Origin of the sequence: Deinococcus cellulosilyticus NBRC 106333 = KACC 11606, assembly GCF_007990775.1 — a bacterium.
Lineage (GTDB): Bacteria > Deinococcota > Deinococci > Deinococcales > Deinococcaceae > Deinococcus_C > Deinococcus_C cellulosilyticus.
The window spans coordinates 1-7,740 of sequence record NZ_BJXB01000061.1 but is presented as its reverse complement, the minus strand read 5'-3'; the positions used below and the strand labels follow the sequence as shown (position 1 = coordinate 7,740).

At 43.4% G+C, this 7,740-nt stretch carries 6 protein-coding genes; all 6 read left to right on the top strand.

Annotation, left to right across the window (positions count from 1 at the left end; translation table 11 throughout):
- Nucleotides 1-120 precede the first annotated feature (120 nt).
- Entirely contained in the window at nt 121-708 is a 588-nt protein-coding gene (locus tag DC3_RS28440; protein ID WP_146892096.1) for a stalk domain-containing protein, read from the top strand.
- On the top strand, nt 695-1,258 hold the full coding sequence (locus DC3_RS28435; RefSeq protein ID WP_146892093.1) for a hypothetical protein: 564 nt from the start codon (nt 695-697) through the stop codon (nt 1,256-1,258). Before DC3_RS28440 ends, DC3_RS28435 begins: the two co-directional genes overlap by 14 nt.
- A 6-nt stretch (nt 1,259-1,264) precedes the next feature.
- On the top strand, nt 1,265-2,122 hold the full coding sequence (locus DC3_RS28430; RefSeq protein ID WP_146892090.1) for a hypothetical protein: 858 nt from the start codon (nt 1,265-1,267) through the stop codon (nt 2,120-2,122).
- Between the two features lie 206 nt (nt 2,123-2,328).
- Nucleotides 2,329-2,799: a hypothetical protein gene (locus tag DC3_RS28425; protein WP_146892087.1), complete on the top strand. Its 471-nt coding sequence runs from the start codon at nt 2,329-2,331 to the stop codon at nt 2,797-2,799.
- Nucleotides 2,800-2,810: 11 nt separating this feature from the next.
- Nucleotides 2,811-3,728, top strand: a complete 918-nt coding sequence (locus DC3_RS28420; protein ID WP_146892084.1) for a YDG/SRA domain-containing protein — start codon at nt 2,811-2,813, stop codon at nt 3,726-3,728.
- Nucleotides 3,729-3,799: 71 nt separating this feature from the next.
- A complete protein-coding gene (locus DC3_RS28415) occupies nt 3,800-7,633 on the top strand; it encodes an NACHT domain-containing protein (RefSeq protein WP_146892080.1) in 3,834 nt (1,277 codons plus the stop codon).
- The last annotated feature ends 107 nt before the right edge of the window (nt 7,634-7,740 follow it).

Below are 7,740 nucleotides of genomic sequence, written 5' to 3'. Positions count from 1 at the left end.
AGGGTAGGGGGGGTAGGGAGGGAGTACCCCTTTATTTCGATTCAGAATGACACTTTCTAAGGGTTTACACCTAGCCAAAATGAACACATGATGAGCAAAAAACTGAAGGTAAGCTGAAATATGCGCACTTCTGCACCCCTGATATCTGCAGCCCTGATGACCATTGGCCTGTTCTTTATCTCCCAGAATGCAGAAGCTCACCGGAGTGGATGCCACCGCTGGCACTCCTGCCCGAGCGACACTGGATCTTACGTGTGCGGTGACCTCGGGTACACCTCTGGCTGTGGTGGGTATGAGGAAGAAGTTGAAGTGGCTCCGGCCACCAGTCAACCGAAGGTTTACACGCCTCCAACTCCACCGAAACCCCAGAAGCCGAAGTATGCCACTGCTGGAATTGCTTACGTGCCTGTGGGTGACCTGGTGAAGGGACTCTCTGGAGCCACTTTCTACAAATCAGGCTCAAGTTACGTGCTGGGAGTGGGCAGCAAACGCCTGACTTTGCAGCTGGGAAGCAAGTCCGCAAAACTCGGTTCCAGCAAGTTCGCCCTCTTGGGTGCGCCTTACTTGAAGGAAAACAGGGTGTTTGTGCCGGTGAAGTCCCTGTCCAGTGTGGGGTGTGGAATTGCCAGCATGGATGGTTACGGGAAGACCATGCTGATCCAGTGCTCCAAAGCTGGGAACGCCGAGGTCACGTATGAAATTTGGTGATCTCTCAGCCCTGAATTCTTTTCGCAGGGTCCTCCTTCCCCTGATCTTCGGTGTGGGAGTGGTGGGTTTCGGTACCGACGCACTTGCGCACCGGGATGGTTGTCACAGGTGGCACTCCTGCCCCAGTGACACGGGCTCTTACGTGTGTGGTGACCTGGGGATCTTCACGTACTGCCCGAATCAACCCAGCGCTTCTGCTTCCACTCCAGTCTTTCAACCCCAACCGAAGATTTACTCTTATGCTGCCTTGGAGGACATCCATCAGGCCCTCGGTGAGCTGTCTTCTTTGACCGTATCTGAGGGTGTTTACGTGTGGAAGTTCAACGGCCAGGAGGTGACCATCAAACCTGGGCAGCAAACAGCGGTCTTCGGCAATTTTGTTGTCATGTTGGTGGGTTCGCCCTTATTGAAGGAAGGGAAGCTGTTCTTCCCGCTGGCGAACCTGGACCGGGTGGGTTGCCAGGTGGGTCCCGTTGATGCTGCGAAACTTCAGGTGGGTTTGTTGTGCACTGGAGCACGCCAGATTGATGTCTCCTTTCAGGTCTGGTGAGCTGAGGTGAAATCAAACCATCCTGCATTGTGGGTGATTGCGTTCCTTCTGGTCCTGGTGGCTGGCATTGTCGGTTACCACTTTCTGGTGACGGTCCCTGCTCAGCAGCAGGCCCTGATTGAGTTGGAGCGGGAGAAGCTGAAAGCCCAGACGGACCTGGAACTCAGCAAACAGAAGCTTGAGCGTCAGGACAAAGAAGAGGCCCGCAAACGGGAATCTCAGAAGGCGCAGTACTTGACGGCGTGTGAGCGGAAGGCAGACAACGCTTACTGGAATTACGTGCGGATCAATGGCAGGGAAGATCCAGATCAGAACGGAACTTACTGGGCCTTTCAGAATGTCTGGGATCGTGCTTCTGAACTGAAAGAGGAGACCATTTCTCAGTGCCTGCAGCTTTCTGAGGCGGGCATCGTGAATGGTGAGACACCAACTCCTGAGGTGGTTGCTACACCGGTGGTGGATTCCTTTGAGGATCCCGTGGTGGAAGAACCTTACATGACGGATCAGGAGGTGCTCGACTTCACGGACCAGTACTTGAGTATGGGGGAGAGGAATGACCTGGCGCCGAGTATGGACCTGTATGCGGAGAGCGTGGAGTATTACGACTCGGGGTGGAAGGACAAGAACTTCTTGTTTGAGGACAAACGGAAGTACTTCAGCCGGTGGCCGGTGCGGGAGTACCAGCGGGTTTCGGATGTGGTGACTTTGGCTTCCACTTCGGACACCCGCACAGTGCGGTTTGATTATACCTACCGGGTCCGCAGTGGTTCGAAGTCCCTGCAGGGGAAGGCGTATGCCCTTCTGAAGCTGGAGGAACACAACGGCCAGATCTTGATTCGGTCTGAGCAGGGGCAGATTTACTGATGAACTGGAATGACAAGCTCGACAAAATTCAGGAAATCCATAACCTTTTGGTGCCCGAGGAAGAACAACCCCGGAGTTACCTTCATGGCAAAGTCCCCACCTCTACTGCATGGCCGCTGGTGTTGTTTGCAGGGGGAGCACTTTCATTGTGGGTTTCTCTTGTGAGTGTCACCCCTTGGTGGAATTGGGCTGCCCTCTGGTTGTCCTTGGCTTACTACGTTATGGGTGGATTGGTGATGCTGTATGGAACCTTGCCACCCCTCTTGAAGATTTTTCTGAATGCACACCGGGATTTTCTGCTCTCCATCAGTGAAGGCCAGCGAGACAGAAAGGACTTGATTCGCAAGCTTCTGCAGTACGACATTGACGTTCTGGAATACACCTTAAAGAATTTCATGGCTGCAGAGACAGGTTTTGAGTCCAGGACAGGTTTCTTGCTGGGAAGCATTCAGCCTGTAGGAATGATTGCCTGGATTGGTGGTCTGGTTGCGTTGTACTTCCAGATTTCAGAGAAAACTCCAAAGTTGGGTGACCTTCACATTGTGTTGCTGGGTGTTCTGTTGGGTGCTGTGCTGGTGGCAATGCCCATCAAAGATGCCATCGACAGTGTGAGGAACAGAAGAATGCTGTTGGAGAACGTGCTGCACTTGAAGCGCTCTGCGTCTCAAAGGACTTGAAAGGAAAACAGATGGCTGAACGTGTTTTTGGTGATGTGAAGGGTGTCCCTGTGGGAGCGTTGTTCCCAGATCGGAAGGCTGTGGCTGCTGCGGGAATACATAAGCCGTTGCAGGCTGGGATCAGTGGGTCCGCCAATGAAGGGGCGGATTCCATTGTGGTGTCTGGTGGTTACGAGGATGACTTTGATGACGGGGAGACCCTGATTTACACGGGGCATGGTGGGCGGGACCAGGAGTCTGAGAAGCAGGTGGCCCACCAGGAGCTCACCCGCCAGAACAAGGCCCTGGCTTTGAACAAGCAGCTGGGTTTACCAGTGCGGGTGGTGCGTCGGGTGGAGGACCCGAAGGTGCTTTCTTCGGGGATGAATTACCGTTATGACGGGCTGTATTTTGTGACGGATTACTGGTGTGAGCCTGGGAAGAGTGGGTTTCTGGTGTACCGATTCCGGCTGGAGAAAGACCCTTTCTTGGTTCCTCCAATGGCAGGGGTGCAGAGTGATGTCCCTGAGGATGATGCTCCTGCACCGGTAATCACCACGGCCCAAGCAGAAAGGCGTCTGGCCTTGGTGAACCGAATCAAGCGGGATTCGAAGGTGACGAAGGCCGTGAAGAAGATGCATGACGACACCTGCCAGGTGTGCGGGGTGAGGTTGGTGACGCCTCTGGGGGCGTATTCGGAGGCTGCGCACATCAAGCCTTTGGGGATGCCGCACAATGGGCCGGATTCAACGGACAACGTGTTGTGTTTGTGCCCGAATCATCATGTGCTGTTTGATTACGGGGTGTTTGCAGTGAATGACGACTTTTCTCTGGTGGGTACTGGGTATGAGGGCCAGGTTTTGCGGAGAGTGGCTGGACACCAGATCAACTTAGAATACTTGCAGTACCAGAGAGAACATTATTTTTTCCTCGATATAAGAAGTAGATAATCTCGTGCTCAAACTTAGCCATAGTCTCGGACGAATTATAGAAGTTGTTTTCTAGAGAAAGTAGGGTCAATGTGTCAAGGAACAAGAACCTTCGCCTGATAGCAAAGTGCATCACTGGTGCCGCCTTCTCATTCTTAGGTAAAGATCTCGCAGAGTTTGTAAAAAATCCTATTGATACGGCTTTGGAATCGTTTATTGATGAGGTTTTTTTAGAAAAAAATACTGAAGATAGTGAAATAATAAGAGAATGGAGTCTTCAGGTCACGAAAAAAATATTTAGGGAATTGGACAATTATATTAAAAATAGAGTTGAGCTCACAGAAGACCAAATTTCGAGAGCTTTAGATATTACTAGGGAGGTCTTTAGTAGTTGTTTTAACCCTCAAATGTGGATAGATACTGCGCTTGATGCAGAATTAATTAAAAGATCTCTTAAATTAGGATTATCTTATATTGACATTGGAGATGAAGAGATAGAAAGTTTTATGAATCTAATTATTGAATCAAGTTCGGACTTGGTTGTAGAGTTTATTAAATCGATGCCCGAATTTCCAATTATGTCCGCAGAAGCAATATTAAATAATTTTCATGAGATGGATAAGCGAATAGGTGAGACAGAACGACAGATAGCAAAAGTATTTAGTATGCTAAGCGTCTCGGATACTTCAAATGATGATTTTGAATATAAATATAGAAAACAGATTGAGCGTAAAATCAACATCCCTGATGATTTTGGTATTAGTCACCTTGATCACTATTCCAAGAATTACCAGATTAAGGTTGCTTATCTAAGTTTATATATGCAGAACCACGGAAGATTTTGGGATAAACAAAAGTTAGAATCAATTCTTAACTTATATAAATATGGCAAATTTGATGAATTAGAGGGGCATATTAATAACATAAAAAGCGAAAGTCGAAGAGTTCATGAAACACTTCCTTCTCTGAAACGAGTATTAATTAGAGGAGAAGCTGGATCTGGAAAGAGTACTTTGCTGAAATGGATTGCGATTTATTGTGCTTTGGGGAGATTTCCAGTTGAGTATGACCAGATGCAAGAATGGGCCAGTTATCTACCTATAATCTTAAGATTGCGTGATTGGTCGGAAAGTAAGCCTGCCTTTGATTTAAACGACTTAAATTCCTATACTTACTTAGCTGGTAAAGATTTTCCGCTACCTAAAGTAGGTTGGCTTAGAGAACAGTTTGAATCTGGTCGCGTTATCCTAATGATAGATGGTGTAGATGAAGTCCCTATAGATCGAAGAGAAAGTGTAAAAAATCGTATTGGTGATATTATAACAGAATTTCCAGATATAATTGTTCTTGTTACTTCTCGTACTACTGCTGTTGAGGTGGCTTGGCTTGAAGTTTTCGGTTTTAATGATGCAGTACTATTGCCTATGGTAAAACCAGACATAATCGATTTTATAAGAAATTGGCATCTGGCTGTTGCAGAGTTTGAACTACCTATAGATATAAAGAATAATATCAAAGATATAGAAAATACATTAATATATAATATTGAAAATAGGCGTGAGCTACGTGAATTGGCTCAGAACCCTTTGCTTTGTGCAGCTTTATGTGCCTTAAATTTTTCTAATCCACGCGCGGGATTGCCTAAGAATAGATTAGAGTTATACCATACTTTTACAACTATGTTTGTATATAAGAGAGATCAGGATAGAAATATTTCTACAAGTGTTTTTGAGGGTAATCAAGCGTATAATATTATTAAAAAAGTTGCAAAGACTATGCTCTCTTATTCAGGAAGTAAGAATCCTGAGTTTGTTATGGATATTGCTCAATTCGAGGAGAAAATTGATGCCGAGTGGGCACGAGAAAGGAAGAATTATCAGATTGATGATGCTTCACGCATTGTATCTGATCTCGTAGAGAGAAGCGGATTGTTAAGAATAACATCGGGTGGATCAATAGAGTTTACTCATAGAACTTTAGCAGAGTACTTAGCCGCTCAGGAATATGTTTCCTCGGGTGAGTCGCTTTTGTTATTGGAGCAATTGGGTAATGATCTTTGGAGTGAGACTATTAAATTTGCCTTATGGTACTCCAAAAATCATAATTCTAGAAACCATGAAACTATGCTTAAAGCAATATGTGAATTCACAAAACGATTCTTTTATGATAAAGATAGCCATAGATTTTTAGTAAGCTGCTTAGAAGGAGACATAACACGAAATCGCGAAGTTAGTGATGCAATAGACACAGCTTATAGGGCTTTAATCCCAGTTGGTAGGTATTCAGATATAAATAATCTAGTACGAGGTGGACCGGACTGCCTTCCTTATCTTAAATACAATGACTCGTGGGATGAGAATGCAATTGAATGGGGTGTTAGAACTGCTTTTGAGTTCTCGAGATATGAAAAGTTTCACGAAATTAAAGAAAGTTACAAAGAGATTGTTTTCCCGTTGGATCAATCTGATATAAGTGAATTCTTTCGATATCCTACTCTCACAGAGGTCATTGATATATTACTGGAAAATGATGAGCTTGACATACTAAAAAGTATTATCCATAGCCTAGAGCCAGGTATGAGTCTATACACAAGATTTTGGGACAAATATTTGGATATTTTCCTGGATCTCATTAAAAAATGCAATCAAATAGCAATCTATGGATATATTGATTTTGATAAATTTAAAAATACAAATCTGAGAAATATTAGTGCTCTTGGAATATATCATATGAGAGATCAGCAAGATATAGACGGAATTGATGTATTTCCTGCCCTTAAGAAGTTAACAATTCAAAATGTTGGTGGATTAATAGATATTAAAGGTATTGGAAAATTGGCTAGTCTTGAATATTTAGGTTTACGTGAACTGGACAAAATTGTTGATATAAACTGTTCTCCAAAATTGCAAAATATAAAATCGCTAAGTATGACGAGGTTAACCAACCTTAAAAAAATAGATTCATTTATGGATTTCTCTAAGCTTGAATTATTAAGAATACATAGTTGCTATTCTCTTGAAAACTTTGACTTTATACGAGAATGTGTAGCCCTTAAGTATTTAGATATAGGTTTCTTGCCTGAGGCGGCAAACGGTATATTAAATATAGTTAATAAGGACATTCATGGATTAAGTTTAGGGTTGCATATTCAAAAATTAGACTCACTTACTATGAGTAAATTTTTGAATCTTAGGGATCTATATATCTATTTGGAAACCGGAAGCGATTTTGGATTTATTGAAAATTATACATTATTGGAATCAATGACTTTGAGTGGTAGTACTCAAGATGTAATTGATAATTTGAACATTAATAGTGATAAATTTAAAGTCTTAAGACTGTCCGATTTTAAAGATATCAGAAATATTAATGTAACAAAGCCTGGCAATAAGCTTCAGGATCTATCACTTGACAGGATAGAAGAGCTTATGAGCATTGATTTTGTGGGTCAATTTCAGGATATACTATCAATGACTCTTAGTAGCTTACCAAAGTTAAAATATTTACCAGTCCTGAAAAGATTTCCAAGTCTAAGCTCTCTCTATATCTCAGGACTGAATAATATTGAAAACATAGAATTTTTATCTGATTCCACCTCCCTAGAAGAACTATTCATTGTAGACTGTAATTTAATAGTCGATTTAGTGTATGTGTCTGCCGTTTCGCATCTACAAAGAATAGAGATCTCAAATGTTAAAGGAGTTCGAAATTGGAGCAAGTTGCGTGACTATCGAGTTTTGCGGCATATTGAGTTCAATACTGATAACAAATCGGAAATCGATTTATTTCTTGAGAGTATTAAATCATTTACGGCAGAAAATTTAGAAATAATAATATCTGATATTTGGAAGAGAGATGATTGTGTGAGAGAATTCGCTCGCACGAGTAATATTCCCCTGAAATTTATGTCGGAAATATACGATTAAATATTAGATTTATTGATTTCCTAGTATAATTCTTCTGACTGATCCTAATAATCCGTAGGCTGGTTTTAAGGATTGTCACTATGTAACAGTGCATAATCCCCCTCATC